We start from the raw sequence: 26,391 nt of genomic DNA on the forward strand, positions 1-26,391 counted from the left end.
ATTTAACGGTTGCCACGAGCGCTATTGTCCCTTTTTTCGAGCAAAATCAGTGCTTTTTCGGAAATTAAGCGCAATAGCAACCTTTAGAAAATTTAAGCTGTCATTTTTGCACGAATAGCGTTTGTGGCAACCCTTAGAAGTTCATCATTTAAGTTGAGTTTTAACTTTTCTTTATTCAATTAAGCCCAGTTCTTTATATATCGTGCGCGACACTACCCCGTTAGGCAGCAATTTTCGGTCACGTTGAAACTTTTTGAGAGCTGCCGTAGTATCTGAACGAAATTTCCCGTCACATACACCTGTGAAATATCCGCCGCTCTTTAATCGGGATTGAATTAATTGCACGTCTCCGCCAACATCGCCTTCTGCCAAATCTCTAGGGTCTCGACTCATATCACCAAGCACATGACCGTGTATCGTAACTTTAGTGCCAACCGGAATAATCTCATATAATTCTAAAACATGCGAATTGTGCATACGAATACATCCATGGCTGAGATGCTGGCCGATGGAATGAGGCTTGTTGGTGCCGTGTATGCCATAGTAGCCCCAAGGAACGTTCAACCCGAGCCAGCGCGGGCCAAAAGAAGGTCCCCAATTCTTCCCTTTGTAAATGATTGTATAAACACCAACAGGGGTTGGCGTTGAAGGATTGCCTACAGCAACTCTATACTGCTTGTATAGTTTTCCTTGTTTATATACAGTTAGACGGTGTTGAAGCGGAAAAACCTCAATTGTATATTCACTTTTTGGCGCATAAATCGGTAACGGGTCTTCAGTCGCAAGAACAGATGCTGATGATGTGACGGAAGCCCATACGAATACAATAAGCTGCAGCACAAGTATACATCTGAAAAGTCTCATTTGTTATCTCCATTTACGTCATAAATTCTTGAACTTAATTGTATGGGCAGGGCAACAATTAATAATAAGGTTTCCAGAATATAAGAAATCATTCGAATATGAAAAAAGCTGATTCCATTAAATCATGGAACCAGCTTTTTAAGCTTAGTTTTAAGCTTAGGATGGAGTGTTATCCTTTTCTCCTGCCGCAGGAGAATAAGCTATTAAATTAACCTTTTCTCCAATTGTTTCTTCGATTTTTTTCTCGAGGCTGCGAATGTCTTCGACTAATGATTGATCCAATTCAGTGAATTTGTAGTTGTTATCCATAATAATCTCCTAGCATGACCTTTTTCGAAAGATACCGTACATCCTCGATTAAGGACGACGAAGCTGTTCTATCTTATTATGGATAAACGATTGCTTTGCTATACGAATGGGTATTAAATCAGCTCATTGACGGAGCTGATAATATAGGTTGGCTTATACGGGCTTGCCGCAGCATCCTCCTCAGTAGCAGTGCCGCTTAATACGAGCGCAGTGTCTACTCTTGATTGGTTGCCCATATAAATATCGGTTTCCAGTCTGTCTCCAATCATTAAACATTGGGTTGCTTTCAAGTCAAGCACAGCAAGCGCTGTACCGATCATATGCTTGGACGGCTTGCCCATGACCATATCAATTTTTTTGCCAGTAGCTCCTTCTAAGGCGCCGATCATGCTGCCGCAGTCTGGCACATCCCCGCCCGGCATCGGGCAAGTGCGGTCCGGATTAGTGGCCATCACTACTGCGCCATGCTTGACAGCACGATAAGCAAATTCAATATGCTGATAATGAAAGTTGCGGTCCCAGGAGAGAATTACGACATCAGTTTCTTCTGGTGAGGCTGCGAAAGGAATACCTTCCTGCTCAAGCTCTTCTTTGAAAACTGCCTCTCCTATAACATAAACTTTCTTGCTGTTAAATTGCTCACGCAGCACCTTTAACGTCGTTACTACAGGACTAATCATTTGTTCAGGAACTGCCTGAATGCCCAGATTGTTCAGCTTCTTCATAATATAGCTGCGCGATTCGATCGTTTTATTCGTTAGAAAAACAGCTTTTTTTCCATCTTCCATCAGCTTGTTGACCGTTTCGACGGCACCTTCTATCGCTTGCTGCCCGAGATATAAGGTTCCGTCCAGGTCGAAGATGTAGCCATTGTATTGCCGCATTTCTTGCTGCCTCCTTAAAACTTTTTCGAGCATTTTGCAGCTTTACAATTTCACATTTGCAATAACCGCATAATGATCGGATGGGAAGCCGTAATTACGCTGTTTCGTATCGACATAAGCAGATAATAGCTTTATATTTTGAGAAGCAAAAATAAAATCGATCGGCTCGCCGTCATGCCCCCCTGAATAGCCGTGGAAGGTGCGTCCAGGAGGAGCATTCATAACCGAATAAACAGATTGGAAGCTCTCATGCAGCATGGTCAGCGCTAAATTGCCAGGTTCAGCATTGAAGTCTCCAGTAAGTAAAAACGGTACATCTTTGCCGGTGCTAGCTGTAATATGCTCGATAAGCAAGCGGGAGCTTTCTTCCCGCGCCTGCTGCCCCAGATGATCATAATGTGTGTTATAGGCATAGAAATGCTGGTCCGGCTGTATTTTGCTGGCAAGAAGTGCCCAGGAGCAAATGCGCGGAAGGCTGCTGTCCCAGCTTAAACTGCCGGGATTATCCGGTGTTTCTGACAGCCAGAATTGTCCTTCCTCCACGATTTGAAACAAATCCTTTTTGTAATAGACCGCACAAAATTCGTCTGTTTCCGTTTGTTCTAAGTCCAGGCGGCCGCGGCCAAAGCGACTGTATTCAGGCAGACCCTTATCCAGATCCTTCAGCATGTCAAGCGTGCCTTCCTGTGTGCCAATAATATCCGGATCAGCTTCTGTGATCGCTTCTATAACACGGTCAGTCCGGTTCGGCCAAACATTGATCCCGTCTATCGGTGTATTTACTCTCAAATTAAATGTCATTACGGTCAGCTTCATTCGATAAGCCCCCAATTAGGTTTCTTATATTGAAATACTGATTAATTGTTGTAAAGACAAAAAGCAAAGGAAAAGGATGGCGCTGCGACCAAGATTGGACTTACGACCGATGCCCTCCGCTTCTCCCTTCTTTGCTTCAAGTAATGTTGCTACAATTAATCTGCAATTTCCTTTATTTAACGGCACCATCAGTTAAACCGCCGATAATGTATTTTTGCGTAAAGGCGTAGAGAACTGTAATCGGCAGCATAGACAGCACGAAGCCGGCAAATGCAAGGTTAAAGTCAAAGCTTACTTCGGATTTAAAGTTATAAATAAACAACGGCATCGTCCACATATCCGGATGTCTGTTCAGCATGATGACTGGCAGCTGGAAGTCGTTCCAAATCCAAAGGCTGTTCAGAATAAGAATAGTGGCAATGATCGGCATCATCAGCGGGTATATAATGCGGGAAAATGTAAGCCAAACGCCGCAGCCGTCAATTTTTGAAGCCTGGTCCAATTCCATCGGAATGTTTTTCAAAAATCCTACCGACAAGAACAAGCCTTGCGAGAAGGACAAGGTTACATACATAATAATAAGTCCCGTTTGATTCAGCATTTGCAAATTGCTCATATGACGGAAAATCGGAAGCATAACCGCCTGGAAGGGGACAAAAATACCAAGCAATATTAATGTGTATACGCCCTTATAATAAGCTTTATTCCAGTTCCGGGAAATAGCATAAGCAACCATTGGAATAACAAATAGCATAATGAGCAACGAAACTGAAGTGATTAGAAAAGAATTTTGCAACGATTGCAAAAAGTTCGCTTTTGTAATAACAGCAGTGAAATTGTCCAAATATAAGCTCGAAGGCGGAGCAAGAAAGCTTTTATTCGTCTCAGCCCTTGATTTGAAAGCTACGAACAGCGTAATGACAATTGGAAAGAAGATAAAAAGTGTTCCGATGCTTAGGAACAGATAGCTTAAAGCGCGAAGCAGCTTATTTTTCTTCATTGTTGTCCAACCTCCTTACGCGATAGCAGCTTGATTTGGATAAAGGAAATAAGCGCAATGAGGAAGAACACATAAATGGCTTCTGCTGTACCGTAACCAAACTTCATTTCGTTCATGCCGTGCTGATAAATTAAAAAGCCGAGCGATTCTGTTGAGCTTGAAGGACCGCCATTTGTCATCGCTACGATGTAATCAAACACGGTTAGCCCTCCTTTGATCGCCAATACAACATTAACAGTCAGCATTGGAATCAGGAACGGTATCGTTACTGAGAAGAAGCGCTGCATAGGCGAAGCACCGTCAATAATAGCCGCTTCATTCAAATCCTTTGGAACACTGGCAAGTCCTGCGATAAAGATAACCATCGGAACAGCAAAGCCCTGCCAAATATTCGTAAGTGCAATTCCGTAAATAGCGGTCTGCTTATTACCAAGAATATTGCGCGACAGCCAATCAATGCCTAAAGCTTCGCCGATAGGCGGGAAAAGGGCATAAAAGAAGTAGTTGAAGATCATACCGACGGTAATCATGCTAAGTACCGCCGGGAAGAAATAAACAGAGCGGAAAAAACCGCGCATTTTAAGCGATCCGCTAAGCAGCAAAGCAAGAACAAGCGCAACGCCAAGCTTGCCGATTACGATAATAACCGTATAAAGCCCCGTAAAAACCAAGCTGTTCATGAAGCGTTTATCCTGCAAAATCTTCATGTAATTTTGTAAACCAACCATATCATAGGATAATGAAAAGCCGTCCCAGTTCGTCATACTGTAGTAAACGCCGATAAACAGCGGAACAAGAAAGAAGATCATATACAATGCGACGGCAGGAAGGGTGAGCAGGAAAAAAATCAAATTGGACTTTGATCCTCGTAAATTCATATGTCTACCTCCGTTAAAAAACAAGGCGGGAGCACCTCGCGCATCGTTGAATGAATCAAGGTCTTCCCGCCTTTTTGGATTACATTATTGATTCAATACATTGTAGAAAATAGAATCAAGTGCTTTTAAATATTGCTCTATATCTTTTGTTACGAACATTTCTTGCGTAGCTTTTCCAACCTCGGCATTCAAGCCTGGCGGCCATACGCGTTCGATCGTAGGGTAAACCTTGCCGTCTTTGATCAATTGGCTTAAGGAAGCCATTTCAGCAGATCCAGTGTCTACACCATTAATGCCTGACGGATAGCCCCCTTTTTCCAAGTATGCTTCAACGGCTTCTTTGGAGGACATAAACTCTACAAATTTACGAGCTTCAGCTTCGTTTTTACCGCCTGTTGGAAGACCGATCGCAGTGTCAACGGATACCTGTGTTTTTAGATCCTCTGCTTTTTCAGTCGGAAGCGGGAACATAGCGAAATCAAGCTCAGGATTATTCAATTTAATTTCTTTTTGCGCCCAAATTCCTGTGAACCACATTGCTGCCTTGCCATTGGAGAACTCGCGCAAAGCGTCGTCATATCCCGTTCCCATAATGTCTTTTTGTCCAAATTCTCTTAGTGCCAGCAATTTTTCAGCGAATGGCTTGAATTCAGGGTTATCTGTAATATGAGCCTTTCCATTCATTACGTCGTCCAAAAATTGCTCTACGTTTGGCATGGTTTGCCCCATTTTATAAACAACCTCTTGACGAATACCATTGAAATCCTTGTCATGGAACAGCATTGGCGTAACGCCTGCCGCTTTCAGCTTCTCTGAAACATCAATAAATTCTGCGTAAGTGGTTGGCACTTGCAAGCCGTGCTCAGCAAAAATAGCTTTATTATAGTACACGCCTAGCGTAGCAAGACCGATTGGGACCATGTAGTTTTTGCCTTCTATTTTGCTGATTTCAGCAATTGCAGGCAATACATTGTCAAGCAATGGATCGTTAGTAAGATCTACTACACGGCCTTCAATAGCCATCTTTTGAAAAACCGGGTTATGCGGATAGTGTGTAAAAGCGGCAGGCGCATCATTGGTAGATACACGCATAGACCATACGTTTTCCGGGTTTGGCACATTGTTTTGCTCGACGATAATGCCAGGATTTTCTGTTTCGAATTTTGCTATCAGATCATTTACAATCTCGACAACCTCAGACTTCATCTGGAAGTATTCGATTTTGACCTTTCCGCCGTCATTTCCACCGTTATTGGATACGTTTTCAGTTTTACCATTAGAACAAGCTGCAGCTACTAATGTCAAACCGAGCAGGACTGCAAGACCGCCCTTGATCAAGCTCCTTTTCATTTGCCCAACTCCTTTTCTTTGTTGTACAGTGTTCATTTTATCAAGAGTATAAATCCGACAAATAGGAGAGTTATGACTCTATGAATAGGAGAAAAATGATCTTTAAAAGCTTTTTATTTGACTTGTATCATTTTACCCGGCGTATCCCCGAAATATTTTTTGTACATTTGAATGAAGTAGGAGTCATCATTAAAGCCAACGCGCTCTGCCGCCTCTGAAATCGATCGTGCCTCGCCGTTCTCCAGCAGCTTTTTCGCTTTTTCCATACGTACAGACAGCAAATAGCTGGTAAAGCTGACGCCGCTTTTCCGTTTAAATTGCCGGCTTAAATAGCTCGGATCTACGAAATATTTATTTTTGGCAAGCTCCTCTAAAGTGATGCGTGAAGCATAATGGAGCTCGACATCTGTTTTAATATTTTCAATCAGCTCTGTCTTTGCTTCCTTTTTCTTAAGCAGGCCGCAAATTCCTTTTGTCCAAGTCTCAAGCTGCCTGATATGCGCTTCTGCGGTAAAGTAATCAAATAAGCTGTGCTGCTCAATAAATGAAGCTTCCACCTCTTGGTTGGTATGGCCTATAATGGTGTTCATTATATGAACGGCTTTTGCAAACCAGTCCTGCTGCATATAGGCAGAAAACTGCTTTTCTGCCGATTGAGCAGACCATGCATACAGCATGGCAACAGCTTCATCCTCTTGCAGATTAGTTAATTTACGCTGGAAGGTTTGCGCCCAATCCGTTAAAAAGGCGGCATCATACAAATAGTCGGATAGTATGCTGCTGCTGTTTATCGTTTTCTTGGACCCGCTCAAAACCGCTTGCAGGCTGGCCAGCTTGGCTGCCTTGTAGGATTCATGAATGTTCTGTCCGCCCTTTTGCAGGGAGGAGGTTCCGCTATAGGCGATTGAGACTGTCATTTCGCAATTTTGTTCGAGTTGTTTGTTGACAGTGTCGCAAAAAACACGGATGCTGTCATATTGAAGATCGATCTCTTGCCCGCACAGCCAAATGGCGAGAAGATGTGGGTGCTGGCGGTCAGACAGCAAGGCAGCATACTTAAAGCGCTGACTAAGCAGCGAGCGCAGTTCTCCTGCGGCTGCAGCATGAAGCTTAGGCTCCAGCCATAGCACGATTGTGCGGGAGCAATCATTATGCTCATCAATATTTAAACGGGCGCTAAGCTTTGCAGCAATGCCAGTATTATTTTCTTCGAATAGAGCCGCTTCTATTAGTCCGTTCAGCTGCTGCTTTTCAGCAGCCATACATTTCTCGTACAGCTTGTCGAGCTGGGGATAAAGCTCTGACCGGTCAACCGGCTTTAACAAATAATTATCAACTCTGTAACGAATCGCTTCTTGCGCATAATGAAAGTCATCAAAGCCGCTAATTATAATAACAGCCGAACTGATTTGATTGTCATACACATACTTTGACAGCTCCATGCCGTCCATGCCGGGCATGCGTATATCGGTCAGTATAATATTCGGATTATGCCGCTTTATTAGCTCTAGCGCTTCCGTTCCGTCTTCCGCTTCCAGCAGCTCTGCCTCCGGATTCCAGTCCGCCGCCATTTGCATAACGGCTTTTCTTGCAAAATATTCATCATCAGCTATTAGTATTTTCATTGCTGCTCATCTCCTCGCTTATCGGAATATACATCATAATTGTTGTGCCTTGCTGTTCCGAGCTGTTTACTTCCATACGGTAATTCTCGCCATAAAAATAACGGATGCGCGCATGGACATTGCGGATGCCGAAATTGCGATTATTATCTCCGTTCAGCTCAGGCTTGCTTTCATTTAAAATATCAGTAAGCTCTTTAAGCTTATCAGGCGGAATACCTACTCCATCGTCTTGAACAGAAATAAATAAGGTTTGGTCAAGCTGCTTAATGGTCAGCTTTAAAATACCTTGACCGCCTTTAGGCTCAAGCCCGTGATAGAAGGAATTTTCAATAATCGGCTGAATTAAAAATTTCAATATTTTATAAGACAGCACCCGCTTATCAATATCGTACTCAACTTTAAACTTGTTAAGAAAACGGATTTGCTGAATTTTAATATAGTTATTAATTTGTTCAAGCTCGTTGCCGATCGTGACCTCATCGCCGAATTTAATATTATAACGATAAATGCTTGAAAGGCTTTTAGTCATGATTGATATTTGATCAAGACGATGCAGCTCGGATATCGCATGGATCGTATTTAAGGTGTTATATAAAAAATGCGGATTGATTTGCGATTGCAGCATTTTTAGCTCAGCAATCTTTTGCAAATTGCTGGACGCAATTTCAGATTCACGGCTCTCCTTCAAGCGTTTAAACATCTCGTTAAAGCTGTTTATAAGCCGGCCGATCTCATCCCCGCGGTCGCTGCTTCGAACCGGGAGAGGCACATTCAACGTATCGACGGTTTTCATGGACTTGCTCAAATTCAAAATCGGCAAAATGAAATAGCGGTGGAAGAAAAAAGCGAGCACAAACGCTGCGAGCAGGGAAAGGACGCTGAGCAGCACATAATTCAAAGTATTCGTTACAAAAGTATCAAAAATATGATTGACAGGTATAAATTGAATGATCGTCCAGCCAGTTACCTCGTTAATATTGCCGCTGAATAAATACTGCTTGCCGTTGTATTTTAGCTGCAGCGTTTTTTTCTCGTCTCGTGTAATTTCCTGAAACTTGCCTGCTATTCTTTCCATTTCCTCGAAATTGGCATTGCTCATAAAAGCATCTGAGTTATATAAAATTTTGTTGCCATCAAGCACCAAGGTGCCAAGCTGGGCGGAATCATCGGAAATACCGCCGAGCATATTTTCAAAGGCACGGTTATAAATATCTACTTTTACATAGCCTTCACGGCCATTCGTTAAATACAGATCGGATAAATATCGGATTATAGAAATGGTATGATTTGATTTACTGTCCGAAGTATCCTCAGTTACGATAAAAGGAGCTTGTTTTATTTTTTCCTTGCCATATCGGCTGACAGCAGTCATTACCTGGTCCACTTTCTCCGGCTTACTGCCATACATGCCTCCATTGGGCGTTACGATGGAAATCATCGCAATATTGCTGTTAATGAGAACAAATTGCTCCATAGACGATTGCATATAGTTGCCATCCGAAATGTATTGCTGTTCGGAGGACGGTCTAGTTTTACGGACAATTTCCATGAGCCGGGGCTGTGTCATATAAAAAAAGGAGCTGCGTGCCAGGCTTGTAAAAAAGTCGTTAAGAGTTACGTTAGTACGTCTGTTGAGCTGCTGTAAAATATTTTCGTAATCTGTATTGGTCTGTTTGTACAGCTGCAGACCTGATGCAAACAGTGCGGACATAACCGGAACAACTATAATAATAATGTAGGTCAGAATAAGCTTCTTGCGGAAAGTAGTATGGTGAAAACGGCGCACTAATCGCTCGAACATAGCTGCCATCCTTTCAAAATTGTATATCAGTATTTATGACATGTTCAAAGCTCAAAGGCAAGCAGGCTAGAAAAAGTTTGTTCAAGTTTTCGCTTGATTTAGCAAAAAAATACCAAACAAAAAATGAAAAGCAGCTTGTTTCCGTTAGGCGGATACAAGCTGCTTTTCTTTGTTGTACAATAAAATATTCCATTTCGGCAGGCAATTATTTTGCAGGCGCATAAGGTGCCAGCGTACCGCCGTCAAAGCATTCAAAATCAGTTATAAAGGCAGAAACTTTTTTATCGTCTGATTTGTTGTGAATGAGATCGACAAGAAGGCTGACGGTCTCTTCTTTTTTATTGCTGGAAACAAAATAAGTAGTCAGCTGAGGCATGCTTAGCTTGACTAATTCAGTAAAGCCCGAGCCTACCAGACTGATTTGACCTGGTACAGCAACGCCTATGCTTTGCAAATATTGAAGGGCGCCAAACTGAATAACTGTATTCGCACAGAAGGCTGCCGAATAATCCAAACGCAGCATGTGAGCCCGCTTGCAAATCTCATAGCCATTCTCATCATTGCTAATTTGAATGAGCGATTTATCCACTTCGATCCCCATATCTTTATGCGCATTTAAATAACCGTCCAAAGTGTGCTGATGAATAAGATAGTCGAGTGTACCCATAAAAAGGGCAATACGGGTATGTCCCATTGAAAGTAGGTTTTTGACAGCATCGTAAGCAATCTTTCGGTCATCAATTGCAATATAGCTGACGACGTCTTCCACTTCTTCAATAGGTTTTCCATATAAAATATATGGCGTGCTGGAATGCTGAAAAATACGCATTAGCTTTTCATCAACATCTCCGGCTATTACAAAGCCGTCAACCTCTTGATTGTCTATAATTTTTTGCAGCTTATTCAATGATTCAGCTTCATGTGTAATGTTCATAAAAATCAATCCGTATTGATGCTGGCTCGCAGCAGATTCAATCGCATGCAAATCCGCCATATAACGCGGGTCATTAGCGTCACGGTCATACAGCACATAGCAAAGCTTAGGAGAAACCTCGATATCTCGATAGCCGAGGTCTTTGGCTGCTTGCAATATTTTGCTGCGGGTTTCCGCGGAAATCGTACTGCTTGGTGTATTGTTGAGCACGAGAGAAACGGCAGTGCGCGAAATGCCGAGGTATTCTGCTATTTCTTTTTTAGTTACCATATCCATAAACTCCTTTGAAAACTGTTCATAACGCTAGTTATATTATAGGCTGAAACTGGTCTGTACGTCAAACTTTAATATAATTAGTGGCTTAACTCAGGATCCAATACAGGTATGTAAGCACATTAAATGTAAAAAAATATTATTTGAAAACAGGGTTGACAACAATTTATAACGGGTGTTATGATCACCTTGAAAACAGGTTTACCGATTTATGGGTGGTGTAGACCTAGGTTAAGAAGGGTGTGATAAGGTGCGCCAAATAACGGCAGTGTTAATGGGCGCCGGGGCAAGAGGAAGATTTGTGTATGGAGCTTATGCCAATAAGTATCCAGATGAATTGAAAATTGTCGCGGTTGCAGATCCCGATGAAGAACGCAGAACGCTTGCAGCTGCCGAACATGGCTTATTGCCAAATCAAGTGTTTGAAAGCTGGGAGCAGCTGCTTGATCAGACTAAAATGGCAGATATCGCTATTATTGCAACACAGGATAGGATGCATTTTCTACCTACAGTGAGAGCATTGGGGCTGGGCTATGATGTGCTGCTTGAGAAGCCAATGTCTCCATCAGAAGCTGAGGTTATTGCGATGATCGAAGCCTCCCGCAGCTCTGGGAGATTGCTAACTGTATGCCATGTATTGCGTTATACCTCTTTTTGGTCAAATATTAAGCGGGTGATTGAAAGCGGTGCCATTGGGGATCTCGTATCCATACAACTGAGCGAGAACGTTGGATATTATCATATGGCACACAGCTTTGTAAGAGGCAATTGGAACCGCTCGGAAGAAACAAGCCCCATGATATTGCAGAAGTCATGCCATGATATGGATTTGCTGACGTGGCTTATGGATGAACCGTGTATAAGGGTTAGCTCTTTTGGCTCTTTAAAGCATTTTTGTCTTGAGAATGCCCCGCTCGGCTCGACTGAACGATGTCTGGACGGCTGCACCGTAGAGCGCGAGTGCCCTTATTCTGCTATTCGCATCTATGAGGAGGCAGAGACGACAGACTGGACCAGATTTATAACGCATGATCTTTCAGCACAAGGCATTCGCAAGGCGCTGCAAACGGGGCCGTTCGGAAAATGTGTTTATCGCTGCAATAATAATGTTGTCGATCATCAGGTTGTGAATATGGAGTTTAATAGCGGTGCCACAGCATCCTTTACGATGTCCGGCTTTTCGCACGATATTTCAAGAACGGTTCAAATCATGGGAACGATGGGCGAAATTCGAGGCTATATGGAGAAAAATGACATACAGCTTTACCGATTTGGAGCTAAGCCTGAAACGGTTCCAGTCACTCTTGAAGAAGGAGGGCATGGAGGAGGCGATGAAGGGTTGATGCGCTCGTTTTTGGAGCAAGTACGGTCTCATGGCGAGGATGCAGGGCCAGGGCTGACATCAGCTGAAGCCTCCATGCAAAGCCATCTGATGGCTTTTGCGGCAGAGAAGTCAAGGCTTTCTGGCGGCAAGTCTATTGAATTGGCAGTTGGGCTGAGAAGCGATCAGCTTTTAAATAGCATCAGCTGAATAAAAAACTAGGGGGTAATTCAATTGAAAAGGTTTTCTGTACTTTTATTATCCGTAGTAATGTGCTTTGCCTTATTAACAGCTTGCGGCTCCAATGGAAACAATAAACCGTCAAGCTCGCCTTCAGCAACGCCGAATGAGTCTGCAGCTCCAACTGATGCGGCAAATCCGGCTGAACCGGAAGTGTATGAAAATGGGCTTCCTAAAGACGAGAAGGTTACTTTAAAAGTGGGATTATGGGAAAGCGGATCCGGCCGTGTTTGGATGGATTTGGCTATGGCTGAGTTTACCAAGAAGTATCCAAACGTTACATTTGATTTGACTTCGACACCAACACTGGAGACGATTCTGGAGCCGAAGATTGCGGCTGGCAATGATGATGATATGTTTGATCTGTTCATGCCGCGCTTTACTGCAGCCGGATCAATGGAACGTCTTGTTGAAGCAGGCAAGCTGGAATCACAGGATGATCTTTGGGACCGGCAGCTTCCGGATGGTTCAGGCAAAACGCTTCGTTCCGTCATCTCCGATGATTTCTATGATACAGCACTAAGCCTTGGCATGACGGCTCGTGTGCCCGTAGTCGGCTACACGTCCGGATTGTTTTTTGACCAAAAGCTGTTTGACGAGAAAGGCTGGAACAAAAGCCCAAATACTTGGGATGAGTTTGTTGCCCTGCTTGAACAGATCAAAGCAGATGGCATCATTCCGATTACATTCCCAGGGGTTTACGCAGGTTACTTAACGGATTATGTATTCAATGTATTGCAGTTTGATCTTGCCAAAGCAAATGGCAGTTTTGATACTTACTTGAAAAATTTCCGCAATTTCGATGGGCCTCAGCTTACAACAGAAGAGAATAAAGAAGCGTGGAGCCGTATGTATGATTTCGGCAAAAAGGGCTACTTCCCGTCCGGCGTAGCGGCGCTTAATCATACGCAATCGCAAATGCAGGTCATGCAGCATAAAGCTGCAATGGTTGCAACAGGGGACTGGGTCGGCAATGAAATGAAGGAAAGCACGCCTGAAGGCTTTACATGGGGCTTTATGAGCATCCCGGTTACGAATGATCCGAATCAAACGGTTTTTGTTAATGCCGGTGTAGGCGATGTAAGCTTTGTTATTTGGAAAAACAAACCTGATCTGACCAAGAAGTGGGCAAAAGAGTTCATTATGAGCCTTTACAATTTTGAAATTCAGGAGTCGCTGGCTGTTGATGCGGGCTCTTATCCAGGAAGATTAGATTACGGCGATGATCCTGCACGTATTGAGAAGCTGCAGCCGACACAAAAAGCAGTGATGGAATATTCAACGAAGCATAATGTAGAATACATTTCTTACCGCCGCAACTTCGGCTTGTCCAGTCCAGAGGATGGGCAATCTCAAAAAATGATCAGTGAGCTGATTACCGCGGTCGCAACAGGCAAGAAGGACCCGCTTCCAGTGTTAGAGGAAGCTGAGAAGCTGAAGCAAGCAGCCATCGCTAAAGACCGTCCGTAACATCATTTGCGGATTTGGGGGAAATGCTACTTCTCCCAAATCCGTGTAAAGGAGGAAGAATGCGCATTGGATGCTGAACTTAGACCGGCACAAACAGCGGCAAAGCCGAAGAAAAAAACGAATAAAGCCAGCCGGCAGAAGATGACATTTTTGATTATTGCTATCGCTCCATCCTTGCTCGGCTATATTTTATTTACGTTATATCCAAACATTATGTCCGTCTATTATTCCTTTTTGGAATGGGATGGCTTAACAGCGCCCAAATATGTAGGCTTTGATAACTTTGTTCATCTGGTAAAAGACAAATTCGTTTGGCGCGCTTTATATCATAATGTCATCTATATGATTATAGTGCCTGCGCTTATTGTATTTATTTCATTATTGCTTGCCTATTTGCTCAATATGAAGTCCTACAAGGAAAACGCCTGGTATAAAGTGATTTATTTTTTTACTAATGTGCTTTCTACAGTAGTTGTAGCTTTGTTATGGGCATTTATTTTTGACGGCAGCTTTGGCTTGCTTAACGGCATCATTGAATTGTTCGGCTTAAAGATGAATGATTTTTATTGGCTTGGCAGTACGAAGACTGCTATCTGGGCGCTTGTGCTGCCGATGGTATGGGGCGGCGTAGGATTATATGTGATCATTTTTATTAATGCTATGAGCGCCATACCCAAATCGCTATATGAAGCGGCACAGCTCGAAGGCGCTCGGCCGATGGAGCTGCTCTTTAAAATTACGATACCGCTCATTCGCAATGTTATTCGGGTCTGTGTCGTTTTTGTTGTGCTAGGATCACTCAAAGGCTTTGAAATGATTATGATTCTGACCAATGGCGGACCTGAAGGCTCAACAGATGTAATCGGGCTATATATGTTTAATCTGGCCTTTGGAAAAGAATATCACAATTATGGTTATGCTTCTGCAATTGGCATGCTGCTATTTGTCATCTTGATAGGAGCAAAACTGATCATTGATAAATATTATCCAGAGGAATCTATTGAGTTTTAATAACTTGCGAGGGGAGGAGCGAGGATGGCTGAACGGCGAACATTTATGGATTACATTTGGAGGCTGGCACTGTTCTTTTGGGCAGCTACCATTATTTTTCCGGTAGTATGGATAGCTTATCAATCACTGAGGACAAATGTGGAATTTTTTCAGGATATATGGGCGCTGCCAACAAGCTTGAATTGGGCCAACTATGAGAAAGCGTGGACGTCTTATAATATTGGGCAATCTATGTTGAACACTGTCTATTATGTAGGGGTAAGTTTAGTAATTGGCACTTTTTTGACAACGCTTAATGCCTATGCGCTTACGAGAATGCAATTTCGCGGCAGAGCATTTATATGGGGACTTATAATGCTATCTCTATTTTTGCCCGGGATCAATGCTTTAGTGCCTCAGTATATATTGATGAAAAGCTTGAACTTAACGAATAGCTTGTCTGGACTCGTTATATTGGATAGTTTCGGAGAGAACGTATTTTTCTTAATGCTGCTGGGCGGGTTTATGTCCTCTTTGCCGAAGGATCTAGAGGAAAGTGCTTATATGGATGGAGCATCTATTTATCAGACGTTTTGGCGCATCATTATTCCATTGTCAACACCTGGTATTGTAACCGTTGCGATATTTAAGTTTTTAGGACTGTACAACAATTTCCTGGGCCCTTTTATATATTTAAGCGATCCGGCTAAGTATACGATTGGCGTAAATATGTATCAGGCGAACATGAAGATGCAGTATACATCAGATTGGGTAACGATGTTTGCGGGGGTCGTTATCGTAATGATTCCTTCAGTCATTTTCTATATGATGTTCCAACGCAAAATTATGGAAGGCGCAACGATGGGGGCAATGAAAGGCTGATTGAATAGGGATAAGCATGTATGGAAAAGCACGTGTCCATGCATCGTCCCTAGGTTCGTTTCGTGTAAGCGCTTCCAAAGGAGGAGAGGAAGGAAGTGAGTGAATTTTAAGAGAGGAGGTACGACTCTAAGACAGATATATTCTTCAGACTAATAGGAGTTTCGGAGAGATAAATAGTAAAGGAGTGATTTTTGTGAATAGGTGGAAATCAAGAAGTAAAAAATGGGCTGTTCAACTTTTAATATTAAGTCTTGTTATACCGTTTTTTTCAGGCACAGGCTATGTTCCGAAGGCAGAAGCAGCGTCCTCTGGTAATATGCTAAATAATGCTGGCTTTGAGCTAATTTCAGGAGGCAAGCCGGTTGGCTGGCAGCATTCAGCGGGTCAATTGGGAACGGATTTTGGCATCAGCGACCAAGAAAAGCATTCCGGCATGTATAGTATTTTTATAAATCATTCTACGGGAGAGGGTTTGCCGAACTGGGAGCCTATAGAGTCCTTGCCTGTGAAGGATACAGAAGAATATGAGTTCTCGGTTTGGATCAAGATAGTAGATCCGGAAATGGCTGGACGTCCGCTGCTAAATTTGGATTTCTTTAATGAAAATAATGGATGGATAGGTGCGCCGCACAAAAAAATGGAGGGGGAAGAGTTTACCGGCGATTGGCAGCATTTCACCTACCGATTTAAGCCTTTAGAGGGCGCAAAAAGTGTGAAGCCTTATTTGATGATGTCAGGAGGCACTGGCCGGGTTTACTTGGATGATGTCTCTTTCGTTCAATTAAATGATGGTCCGCAGCCAGTTGAAGGCACGTATCGCATTTGGACAGCGCCTAGCACAATGAGCTTGAAACGTGATGCTGCCCCGCTTTCTTCAAATGAAGTGAAGCTTGAAATGGCGGGTCGTGAATATCAAAGCGGTCAGGTTTTGCTTACAGCTGATAACGGATATGTCAACATAACGGAAGCGGCTATATCAGATTTGAGCTCGGGCAGCACTATCATTCCTGCCAGTGATATCGAGGTGCTTGTGCAGCATTATGTGAAAACAACGGCCAAGTCAAATGGCGCTCATGAGCCGGGCTGGTATCCGGATGCTTTAATTCCATATTCGCCGTATATGGACTTGCATGGCTCCATCCAAGTGGAAAGCGGCAATAATCAAGCAATTTGGTTTACGGTAAAAACGGAAGCGAATACGCCTGCTGGCGTTTACAACGGTACTATTTCTGTAACGGCTAATGGCAATGTTGAGCAGGTGCCGATTACAGTAAAGGTTAGAGACTTTGCTCTGCCTGAAGAAAACCATGCACAAACGGCGTTTGCTGTGTGGGGCTGGATGCTTCCGTATGGTTACCCAGGTCTTGTTGAAGGATCGCCTGAGTTTTGGGACATTATGGAGAATTATTATGAATTTCTATTGAACTATCACGTTACGCCAACGGCATTGCCTATCCCGACAGATGATTACGACCAGTATGTAATCGATGCTGCGCCTTACATTAACGATCCACGTGTATCTGCCTATAATTTACCTTATACGGTAGGCGACTTTGAAAGCGGCAGAGCGCAGGAACTAGTTAATGACCTGAAGTCGAAAGGGCTGCTGGATAAAGCTTATTACTATTTGGGAGCAGAAATTGATGAGCCGACAACGGCCATGTTCCCAAAGGTAATAGAGCGCAGCCAACAAATCGCTGCTATTGATCCTAATTTAAGACATATTGTGACGACTGGTCTTCATCCTGCGCTTATAGACGATGTTAATACATTCACGCCTTTGTTCCGTGAGTTCGAGAGTAAGGAGTATTTGCAGCAGGTAGCAGAATTTAAAGCCGATGGAGGTAATATATGGTGGTATGGCTGTGTCGTACCGTCTAATCCGTATCCGTCGTATCATCTTGATGATGATTTAATAAGTGCACGTCTGGTGCCTTGGATGCAGCATTCCTACGATATTGAGGGGAACTTGTATTGGGCGGTTAATATTTATGGAAAATGGACCGGTACACATTATACGGAACGCAATATTTGGAACGATCCGCTGGCATTCCCGGGAGCAAACGGCGACGGATATATTTTGTATCCGGGTGCTAAATACGGCATGAATAGCCCGATTGCTACATTAAGGCTGCAAGCCATTCGTGATGGCAATCAGGATTATGAGTATTTGTGGCTTCTGGAAGATCGGATTAATCAAGCGGCGCAGCAGTTGGAAATAGAGGTATCGGCAAAGGAGCTGATCCAACCGTATTATGACCGCTTGTTTACTAATGTAAAGTCGTTTACTAAAAATGCAGAGGAGCTGCAGCAGGTAAGAAGTGAAGTTGCCGATTTTATTGAAGAGCTGGCACTGAATCCGCAAGCACTAGTCATATTTAATGATCAGCCTAATGAATATGCCAAAAAAGAAGTCGTTGTATTTGCTAAAAAGGGGACTGAGGTTTCCATTAACAACGTAGCGATTAATGCTGAAGCAATTCCAGGCAATAGTGTGAGCGATCGTTACAGCTACATTATGGATTTTAATTTGGGTATGAACGAAGTCGCTATAAAGCTTAAAAAAGGCGCTGTCGAGCGTACGGTTACAAAGCACGTGATCATTAAGTCCCGCACGCTGGAGCCGATTATGCAGAAACGGGTCATTCATAATTTCCCTGATCAGCAGTCGATTAGCGGTATAACAACTGAATACGGCGTTACACTGTTAGGTATTACCGATGAACATGCGACCGGAGACGGCAAAGCGCTGAAAGTGAAAATTCCAACAAGCAATCAGGAAAGCTATCCTGGCATTCGTATTCCTGTAAGCCAGGAACTGCAGGATTTTACTTGGGCCGAAACGGTAGAATTGGATATTTTCAATGCGAGCAACGAGCCAAGAGATATTTTTATAAAGTTTTTCGATAAAGATGGCGCTCCTTCAGACCACCGGATGGGCACCATAATTGCAGGCAGCAATCATTTATCATTCGACCTTTCTGAGCTTAAAAATAACAGAGCGAGCATAGCAACGATCCTGTTCTGGACATTGCCGGGCAATCAGGAAGCAGAGCTGTATTTCAGCGACCTTCATTTGCTGGGCGTGGATACGGAAGCGATGAAGCAGTATGAGCTAAATTCCAGCCAGGTTGTTCCTTATGTGGATGGCAAGCTGAATGAACCGATGTGGCAAGCGCGCACATCTCTCACGCATAAAACAGGCACGAGTGACAATGAAGCATCCGTGTCCTTCCATTACAATGATGAGTATTTATTTGTAGCGGCTGCAATTAAAGACCAGCATGTTATCAATTCTGGCGCAGCCAACCCGTGGGATGATGATTCCTTGGAAATTTATGTGGATGGAACAGGCAAGCAAGGCGCATATGATGATCATACGGCCAGATATGTGTTTCGGGCAGCTGATCCGCAAGTGCATATTTATCGGGAAACACCAAAAGCGAATGAAAAAATTAAGTACAGCTACGCTGCAACAGCAGAAGGCTATAACATGGAAATCGCTATTCCTTGGCGATCGCTAGATATTAATCCGGTGGAAGGCAATATTATCGGACTCACCGCACATGTAAATGACAAGGATGTCGATAATGCCAGCTTGGCAGCTTCAGGTAAGCTCTCTTTAACGGAGGACATTTCACAGGATGACGTATCTTCTTCTGCTTGGATGCCGAAAAAATTTGTCAAAGAAAAACAGACTTATAACCTTGAAGCTGTAAATATGGCTTCAATGAATATCGACGGCATTATAGATGAAGCAGCTTGGAACACCAATTGGAATATTGGTTATATGGCCTTCGGCAACTTGCTTGATGAGACTAGCGGAGGAAGATTAGGCTTATTGTGGAGCCCGACTCATTTGTACGCAGCCTTTGATGTGAAGGACGGCAATATTCATGTCCCTAAAGCGCGTCCCGTATGGGAAGAAACAAGCGTAGAATTGTTTGTGGACAGTGAATTTGTGCAAGGTGTGCGCGATGACAGAACGCATCAATACACCATTAGAGTGGATGATCCTGAAATCTATTATAACGGTGCTCCTAATGCGAATCTGACACAAGGCATTATTCAAAAAAGCACAAGGACTGCGGATGGTTATCAGGTAGAGATGGCTATACCTTGGACAACGATTGGCATAACGGCTGAAGAAGGCCGCAAGATAGGGGTTACGGCACATATTAATGTCATAGAGCCTACAAGCACAGCAGCGCTTAGCTTAACGGACAATGGAATTATGGATGGCGCTTCCACCGTCAATTACGTTGCCTTTGAAATGAAGGCGCTGTCGGTGGACCCAGTCGATCCGGTAGATCCAGTGGACCCAGTTGATCCGTCAAATCCGCCTTATACCGGCGGTAACCCTGACTCGGGTTCGAAACCTGGCGAGTATGTTGTGAAGCAGCAGGATATAGCTTTAGATCAGCCGGTAATTGTATTGGGGGCTGATCAGGAAGCGGCAGTTCTCTCGCTTGATATTTTGAAACAGCTGCATGGCAAGAACAAATCTCTTACTATTGAGCAGGGTGATGCTCAGCTAGTGCTTAGCCCTGAGTGGATAGACGAATTATTGAAATCGAGTGAAGCAGAAGGCTCTGAGAAGCTTAAGCTGGAGCTGAGAGCATTGGCAGAGGAAGAAGGACAAAGCTTGGCATCGCTTGCTGCAAAGAGACAATATGCCGATGTTTCTTTGCCGGATAAAGTTTGGGAAGTGCTGGTGAAATGGACAAATGGCGATAAAGAGCAAGCGGCTAAGCCGTTTAAAGCTCCGCTGACGCTTTCATTGCTAGCCGCTAAGGATAAGCTGGCGAACTACCATGTGTATCAGATTGGCGCAGATGGAGAGCTTATCTATATGGATGAAAAGGTAACTGGTGATCGCCTAACCGTTCAGCTGCTTCAGGGCGGGCAAATTGCAGGCTTGGTATTTGTAAAGAAATTTGATGATCTATCGAAAGTCCAGTGGGCGCAGGAAGCAATCCGTGAGCTTGCTGCCAGACAGATTATTAAAGGCACAACAACAGCTAAGTTCGCACCTTCTCGCGAAATTACGAGAGCTGAATTCACAGCTTTGCTGGCAAGAGCGATCGGGCTGGCAAAAGGAGGCAGTAAAACGTTTGCGGATATAAGTCCTGATGCATGGTATACAGGAGTGGTTAGTGCTGCAGCGCAGGCTGGCCTGGTTAACGGCCAAGGAGACAATCGCTTTAACCCTCAGGCTTCGATAACGCGCGAGGAGATGGCAGTTATGCTGAAGAGAGCGCTGGAGTGGCAAACAAAGCAAGCGATCCAGGCTTCTGAGGCGCAAAGCTATGCAGATGACGCTCAAATTTCTGCATGGGCAAAAGAAGCAATCAGGGCTTTGGCAGAACAGGGCATTATGATTGGACGGGGCAACAATAACTTTGCTCCTAAGGCTTCCGTTAATCGAGCTGAGGCAGCACAAGCCATCTTTAATTTTTTGAATAAAAAATAAGCGAATTAGGGCAGTCCATCAGTCATGAATATGACGGGGATTGCCTTTTTTGCAATAATTTAAGGTGCTATCTGAGGGTGTCGATTAATTGTGGGCAACTATTGATAAGCAATAAGAAAGGGGAACGGAGAGCAAGATTGGGAATGGAGAAGCGGCAGCGTCCGCCCAAACTTGATCGCAGTTTCCACCCTTTTACTTGCTTGTTGCCCTATCCACAATTAGTCGACACCCTCTATTTAATCCATAAGAATGTCCTAGTCATAAAAATGGTGCGAGAGGGAAACAGTAACAAGATACTATACGAGATTAAAGGTGTGTATTTTATGTTATGGAATCGCAAATCCAAATCGCTGACACTAGCGCATACTTTATCGGAATTTGAAGATTGTATCGATATTACTCATCGTTCTTACCCAGAATTCAGCCTTGACCTGGTTTATTTCAGTCATCAGATCGATCAAGACAAATTACATAGAGATGTTATATCTCCTCTTATAAATACATCTGCTAATGATATTTCGGCAGTATTACAACAATCTCAATTTACCAAAATTAAAGAAAGCAAAGACTTAATTACTGGAATCTTAGCTGGGGAAGTAGCCATTTTTCATGGGCGCAATGTTTTTCTTATTGATATTTTTGGCCTTCAATCCCGTACGGTTTCCCAATCGGAAACAGAAACGGTTATTATCGGCGCACATGACGCATTTACTGAACAAATCGGAACGAACTTATCTTTAATACGTCAACGGATCAAAAGCTCACACTTGAAGACGATCAAGCTTTCGGTTGGGGAAGTTACGAAAACAGATGTGTATCTCCTTTATATTAAAAATATAGTCAATATGGATTATGTGAATGAAGCTACTCATAGAATATCCAACATTGAAATTGATTCCTTGTTCGATACGCATATGCTGCTGCAATTCATAGACGATTCTCCTCTGTCTATTTTTCCGCAATTTTTTACGTCCGAGCGCCCGGAAGCGATGGCTTCAAAATTAGTTTCGGGCCGAATTGTCGTGTTTGTTGATGGCAGTCCTTCCGCCTTTAGCGCTCCAACTTCATTTTTTGAATATTTCTCTTCTTCCGATGACTATAATCAGCGTTGGATGCTCGGAACCGCTAGCAGATTATTAAGATTTCTTGCGCTTTTTATTACGCTCTCATTTACGGCGCTATATGTCTCGGTCACAACCTATCATTACGAAATGATTCCTGAAAATCTGCTTTTAACTTTAACGGAATCGCGCTTTAAGGTTCCTTTTCCGCCTCTAATTGAAGCATTAATAATGGAAACGACTATAGAGCTGCTCCGGGAAGCGGGCGCCCGGCTTCCGTCCAAAATTGGTCAAACGATCGGTATTGTTGGCGGTATCGTAATTGGACAAGCCGCAGTGCAGGCTGGCTTGACGAGCAATATCCTGATTATTGCAGTTGCTTCTTCAGCCATTGCTTCTTTCGTTACGCCAACTTTTGTTATGAGCGCATCGATAAGGCTGCTTCGCTTTGGTTTGATTATTTTGGCAGGAATATGGGGAAACTTTGGTTTGGCTGTTGGAATTGCTGCAATTGTCATTCACATATCTGGACTGACCAGTTTAGGGACTTCTTATCTCACGCCTGTTGCACCATTCCAGCCAAAGGATTGGAAGGACACGTTTATCGTAGCCCCTTTTAAATTTCTGAAAAGAAGGCCCACGCAAAGCAAGTCGCCAAATACGATTAGAAATAGGATGAGAAAATAAAAATGGAGACTAGAATTCAAGAGAAATTATCACCCTTTCATTTGGCCATTTTGATCTATATGACGCAGTCAGGTATGGTCATATTTAGCTTATCTCGCCGTCTTGCTGAACAATTTGGGACCAATGGCTGGCTGGCAGTTCCGCTTGTTTCTTTGATGGTTTGTGCAAATATTTTATTGATGGCTGTTGTATATCGAATGGGAAAGGGAAAATCCATATTTGACATTATGGAACAATCAATCTCTAAGATTATACTTTTCCCCTTATATCTGTTTCTGCTATTAGTATGGTCATTAATTGGCTGCCTGGTTGCAAAACAATATTTGCTGGTCTTTCAAATGATTGCATTTCCCACAACCAATCCGATGTTATTTAAGCTAGTATTCGATATATTGGCTTTTAGCCTCATCATTAAAGGAGTTTATAATATTTCGAAAGCGGCTGCGGTGTTTTTTTGGTCCATTATTTGGATGGTGTTCCTACTGTTTTACTTTTATTACGACTTTAAATGGGCAAGGCTTACGCCTTTTATTTTTCAAGACAGCACTATAACTATACAAAGTTTTTCTAACATCTATTTAGCTTTTTTGGGCATTGAGCTTTGTTTGCTCCTGTTTCCTTATATCAATAAAAAATCAAAATTTACAAAATCAATTCTTGCTGCAAACTTATTTGTTACGCTTATGTATACATATCTAGGTTTCGTTAGTTTCGGCTTTTACGGGCATAATTACTTAAAAACATTGCAATTTCCATTGTTAAGCATGTTTGCCTATATTCAGTTCCCATTCGTGCAGGGGACAGAAATTTTATTTTATGGCTTTTTTATGTTCTCTATTATCATTACATCGGTTATGTATTTGTGGGCGGCGAAGGAGACCTGCGCAAGAATCATTCCAATTAACGGAAAACTGATTACAGCCGGTATTCTTTTATTCTCCTACTTTGTTGCCTATATACCTGATGTAATGAGCGTGGTTGAGAAGTGGTTAACAGTGCTGGGCTATTTCGAGTTTGGCATTTCGTTCGGGCTGCCCCTTTTTTTAATAAGCCTTCTTCTGCTGCAAAGAAAGAATGAGAGGTGAGCGAAGTGAGTAACAAATATCGATTTATCAGTGTGATGATTGCCCTTCTCCTGCTGACAAGCTGCGGCGATCAGCGTATTTTGGAGAAAACTGGCTTTATCCAGTCTACCAGCTATGATTTGCTCCCAAATGGAAAATTAAAGTATACGGTATCCATTCCTATTGCAAATCCGGATATACAAAAATCAAACGCCAGACTCATTCTTAATACAGAAACAACAGGCGGCAAAAAAGCGCGGATAGAGCTGGCGAAAAAGACGAATCTGATATTGGTGAGCGGTCAATTGCGTACGGCTTTATTTGGAATACCGATAGCAAAAGAAGGCTTGATGGACTACATGGATACGTTGAAGAGAGACCCTACGATTGCCGAACAAGTGAAAATTGTTGTTGTGAATGAAGATGCTGGGAGTTTGCTCTCAAAGGATTTTCCTGAAAATCCGCGAACAGGAAAATATATTGATCATCTAATCGAAAAAGAATCATTGGGCCAATCTATTCCTGAAACAACGATCTATTCATTCTCAAGAGATTATTATGATGACGGGATCGATCCGATTGCTCCAGTCATTAGGGATGCAGGAAATAGTATCGCCATTGATGGAATTGCGCTTTTTAAAGATGATAAATATGTCAGCAAAATCCAATCGGATGATGCTGTTATCTTTTTCTTTCTTAAAAGAAGCTTTATTCAAGGAGAAATCAGTATCGATCTAACCGATCCATCGGGGAATACCACGATCATGCTTAGCGCCTTGAACAGTTCGAGAAAGCTCAATGTCAAACACGAGAAGAATGGTCAAATTACGGTCAACATACAAGTTAATGCACTGGCTTCGTTACTGGAATATAATGGTGACCTGAAATTAGGCAGCCCAACCGATAAGCAGCAGCTAGAGAATATCATTTCAGAAATGTTAACCGAGCGCGCAAAAAAAATAATTAAACAGCTGCAAAGCAAAAAAACCGACAACCTTGGCATCGGCATTCATGTCCGAAACAGCATGTCTTATAAAGAGTGGAAAAAAATGAACTGGCAGGAACAATATCCTGATGTCGTAATTAACTGCGTCGTCAACCTTAAGATTAAGGAGCAGGGATTTCTGAAAAATTAAAGGTTGGGACTGGTGGAGCGGGAGGAGTCTGCTGCCTCAGTGTGCTGCTGGCTGAAACTTCATCTTTGTAGGACAAACTTAACCTTTGTGAGCCGAAATTAACTTTGTATGTCAAACTTAATCTTTGAGAGCCGACTTAACTTTTGTAAGCCAAACTTAACTTTTGAGAGCCGACTTAATTTTTATAAGCCGATTTACCTTGATAGGACAAACCTAATCTTTGCGAGCCACCTTTTTATTGCTTTTTACCTTTCTAACTGTGAGTCGGCGCTTCCTGCAACCGTTAAAGTGGAGTGAAGGATGGCTCCGCAACCTCCTGGCACCCGTGAGAGCGGAGTAAATTTTAGATCGACAACCTCCAGTTGCAAGAGAGCGAAGTAAATGATGGATCGTTAACCCGCAGTGCGTAAGAGAGCGGAGTAAATGATGGATCGTTAACCCCCAGTGTGCAACAGAGTGGAGTAAATGATGGATCGATAACCTCCAGTGTGCAAGAGAGTGGAGTAAATGATGGATCGAGATTGATAACCTCCAGTGTGCAAGAGAGCGGAGTAAATGATGGGTCGTTAACCCCCAGTGTGCAACAGAGTGGAGTAAATGATGGATCGACAACCTCCAGTGTGCAAGAGAGCGGAGTAAATGATGGATCGACAACCTCCAGTGTGCAAGAGAGCGGAGTAAATGATGGCTCCGCAACCTCCTGGCACCCGTGAGAGTGGAGTAAATTTTAGATCGACAACCTCCAGTTGCAAGAGAGCGGAGTAAATGATGGATCGACTGTAACGGTTGTAAGGAGACTGTAGATTAATTGTGGGCAAATATTAGCAAGCAAAAGAAAGGGGAACGAAGAGCAAGATTGGGAATGGAGAAGCGGCAGCGTCCGCCTTTGTGGGCCAATTTTATCCTTTACAGGGGTTATTTCATCAAAAAAATTGGACTACAACAGCGGTCGGAATCCCAAACTTGATCGTAGTAGCATCCCTTTCGACTGCTTATTGCCCTATCCACAATTAATCGACACCCTCGTAAGAAGCGTTATTTTGCAAAAAACAGCTGTTTAAAAATTGTAATGGTTGTCATCGGTGCTATTCGTGAATATTTCATTCATTTTGCTCGATTTGAGGCAAATAAGCTCAACTGCAACCGTTAGAGTAGAGTAAAGGATCGGGCGATTGTGACGGATGTGAGATGTATATGAAATTTCACATAGAATAGGCAGAAATGGCGTGAAAAACACAAATGTATATGAAATATCATACAGAACTGGTCGGTGCTACCTCAAAATGGCCAAATGTATATGAAATTTCATATAGAATAAGCAGAAGTGGCGCGA

General features: G+C 43.0%; 19 protein-coding genes. 9 read left to right on the top strand and 10 right to left on the bottom strand.

What is annotated here, in order from left to right; all coding sequences use genetic code 11:
* Positions 1 to 171: 171 nt before the first annotated feature.
* The 10 genes from V1L65_RS26010 to V1L65_RS26055 form a co-directional block, all read right to left on the bottom strand.
* Positions 172 to 864 carry a L,D-transpeptidase family protein gene (locus V1L65_RS26010; protein WP_331702217.1) on the bottom strand — a complete coding sequence of 231 codons (693 nt, stop codon included), beginning with the start codon at positions 862 to 864 and terminating at the stop codon, positions 172 to 174.
* Between the two features lie 156 nt (positions 865 to 1,020).
* Positions 1,021 to 1,173, bottom strand: coding sequence for a hypothetical protein (locus V1L65_RS26015; RefSeq protein WP_331702218.1), 153 nt, complete (start codon positions 1,171 to 1,173; stop codon positions 1,021 to 1,023).
* 113 nt (positions 1,174 to 1,286) lie between these two features.
* A complete protein-coding gene (locus V1L65_RS26020; RefSeq protein WP_331702220.1) occupies positions 1,287 to 2,057 on the bottom strand; it encodes an HAD-IIA family hydrolase in 771 nt (256 codons plus the stop codon).
* Between the two features lie 42 nt (positions 2,058 to 2,099).
* The gene (locus V1L65_RS26025) at positions 2,100 to 2,873 is read right to left on the bottom strand and encodes an endonuclease/exonuclease/phosphatase family protein (RefSeq protein ID WP_331702221.1); all 774 of its coding nucleotides are present in this window, start codon (positions 2,871 to 2,873) and stop codon (positions 2,100 to 2,102) included.
* Between the two features lie 172 nt (positions 2,874 to 3,045).
* A complete protein-coding gene (locus V1L65_RS26030; protein ID WP_331702223.1) occupies positions 3,046 to 3,873 on the bottom strand; it encodes a carbohydrate ABC transporter permease in 828 nt (275 codons plus the stop codon).
* Entirely contained in the window at positions 3,870 to 4,751 is an 882-nt protein-coding gene (locus V1L65_RS26035; protein WP_331702224.1) for a carbohydrate ABC transporter permease, read from the bottom strand. Before V1L65_RS26035 ends, V1L65_RS26030 begins: the two co-directional genes overlap by 4 nt.
* An 84-nt stretch (positions 4,752 to 4,835) precedes the next feature.
* Positions 4,836 to 6,101: an ABC transporter substrate-binding protein gene (locus V1L65_RS26040; RefSeq protein ID WP_331702225.1), complete on the bottom strand. Its 1,266-nt coding sequence runs from the start codon at positions 6,099 to 6,101 to the stop codon at positions 4,836 to 4,838.
* 113 nt (positions 6,102 to 6,214) lie between these two features.
* Positions 6,215 to 7,726 carry a response regulator transcription factor gene (locus V1L65_RS26045; RefSeq protein WP_331702226.1) on the bottom strand — a complete coding sequence of 504 codons (1,512 nt, stop codon included), beginning with the start codon at positions 7,724 to 7,726 and terminating at the stop codon, positions 6,215 to 6,217.
* The gene (locus V1L65_RS26050; RefSeq protein WP_331702227.1) at positions 7,707 to 9,536 is read right to left on the bottom strand and encodes a sensor histidine kinase; all 1,830 of its coding nucleotides are present in this window, start codon (positions 9,534 to 9,536) and stop codon (positions 7,707 to 7,709) included. The genes V1L65_RS26045 and V1L65_RS26050 overlap by 20 nt, the downstream gene beginning before the upstream one ends.
* 196 nt (positions 9,537 to 9,732) lie before the next feature.
* On the bottom strand, positions 9,733 to 10,731 hold the full coding sequence (locus V1L65_RS26055) for a LacI family DNA-binding transcriptional regulator (RefSeq protein ID WP_331702228.1): 999 nt from the start codon (positions 10,729 to 10,731) through the stop codon (positions 9,733 to 9,735).
* Between the two features lie 253 nt (positions 10,732 to 10,984).
* On the opposite strand from V1L65_RS26055, the gene V1L65_RS26060 reads away from it, so the two are divergent.
* The 9 genes from V1L65_RS26060 to V1L65_RS26100 all read left to right on the top strand — a co-directional run bounded on the left by V1L65_RS26060 (position 10,985) and on the right by V1L65_RS26100 (position 25,771).
* Positions 10,985 to 12,265 (top strand): Gfo/Idh/MocA family protein, encoded by a 1,281-nt coding sequence (locus V1L65_RS26060; protein WP_331702229.1) that lies wholly within the window; start codon positions 10,985 to 10,987, stop codon positions 12,263 to 12,265.
* A gap of 24 nt (positions 12,266 to 12,289) precedes the next feature.
* Positions 12,290 to 13,765 (top strand): ABC transporter substrate-binding protein, encoded by a 1,476-nt coding sequence (locus V1L65_RS26065; protein WP_331702230.1) that lies wholly within the window; start codon positions 12,290 to 12,292, stop codon positions 13,763 to 13,765.
* 66 nt (positions 13,766 to 13,831) lie between these two features.
* A complete protein-coding gene (locus V1L65_RS26070; RefSeq protein WP_331702231.1) occupies positions 13,832 to 14,776 on the top strand; it encodes a carbohydrate ABC transporter permease in 945 nt (314 codons plus the stop codon).
* A 24-nt stretch (positions 14,777 to 14,800) separates the two neighbouring features.
* Positions 14,801 to 15,637, top strand: a complete 837-nt coding sequence (locus V1L65_RS26075) for a carbohydrate ABC transporter permease (RefSeq protein WP_331702232.1) — start codon at positions 14,801 to 14,803, stop codon at positions 15,635 to 15,637.
* A 193-nt stretch (positions 15,638 to 15,830) separates the two neighbouring features.
* Positions 15,831 to 21,110 (top strand): glycoside hydrolase domain-containing protein, encoded by a 5,280-nt coding sequence (locus V1L65_RS26080; protein ID WP_331702233.1) that lies wholly within the window; start codon positions 15,831 to 15,833, stop codon positions 21,108 to 21,110.
* A gap of 323 nt (positions 21,111 to 21,433) precedes the next feature.
* Positions 21,434 to 22,858: a spore germination protein gene (locus V1L65_RS26085; protein WP_331702234.1), complete on the top strand. Its 1,425-nt coding sequence runs from the start codon at positions 21,434 to 21,436 to the stop codon at positions 22,856 to 22,858.
* A 2-nt stretch (positions 22,859 to 22,860) separates the two neighbouring features.
* On the top strand, positions 22,861 to 23,943 hold the full coding sequence (locus tag V1L65_RS26090) for a GerAB/ArcD/ProY family transporter (RefSeq protein ID WP_331702235.1): 1,083 nt from the start codon (positions 22,861 to 22,863) through the stop codon (positions 23,941 to 23,943).
* A gap of 5 nt (positions 23,944 to 23,948) precedes the next feature.
* Positions 23,949 to 25,058, top strand: a complete 1,110-nt coding sequence (locus V1L65_RS26095; RefSeq protein ID WP_331702236.1) for a Ger(x)C family spore germination protein — start codon at positions 23,949 to 23,951, stop codon at positions 25,056 to 25,058.
* Positions 25,059 to 25,504: 446 nt separating this feature from the next.
* A complete protein-coding gene (locus V1L65_RS26100; RefSeq protein ID WP_331702237.1) occupies positions 25,505 to 25,771 on the top strand; it encodes a hypothetical protein in 267 nt (88 codons plus the stop codon).
* Positions 25,772 to 26,391: the final 620 nt, after the last annotated feature.

It is taken from the genome of Paenibacillus sp. IITD108 (genome assembly GCF_036541265.1).
Lineage (GTDB): Bacteria > Bacillota > Bacilli > Paenibacillales > Paenibacillaceae > Pristimantibacillus.